Origin of the sequence: Maritalea porphyrae (genome assembly GCF_027213965.1) — a bacterium.
In the GTDB taxonomy this organism is placed as follows: Bacteria; Pseudomonadota; Alphaproteobacteria; order Rhizobiales; family Devosiaceae; genus Maritalea; species Maritalea porphyrae_A.
Genome location: NZ_JAPWGX010000020.1, coordinates 1 through 315, shown reverse-complemented (window position 1 = coordinate 315; position 315 = coordinate 1). Strand labels below are relative to the sequence as shown.

The window sequence follows — 315 nt, the reverse complement described above, 5'->3', positions numbered from 1 at the left end:
TACAAATTCAACGAATACATTTCTCTAGAAGCAGCCATTGGTGGCTACGATGCTTTAGACGGCAAAGTTGTTACTGTTGGTGACATGAAGTATCTATCGATTCAGCCAAAAGCGACTCTACCGATTGGCGATCGTTTCAACCTTTTTGCTAAAGCTGGTCTTTCTTACTTCAATGCTGAATTCAAAATTAGCAACTCTGTGATTGACGGTAGCGCAGGCCATACCACCATTTCTGACAGCACTGTAACAGGCATGTACGGTTTAGGCGCAGAGTTCGCTATTACTGAAAACTTTGCTCTACAAGTTGAATGGGAA

At 42.5% G+C, this 315-nt stretch carries 1 protein-coding gene; it reads left to right on the top strand.

The features are described from left to right. Positions 1–315, top strand: a 315-nt coding sequence (locus tag O4H47_RS17865; RefSeq protein ID WP_269395380.1) for an outer membrane protein, incomplete at both ends; no start/stop codon positions are given.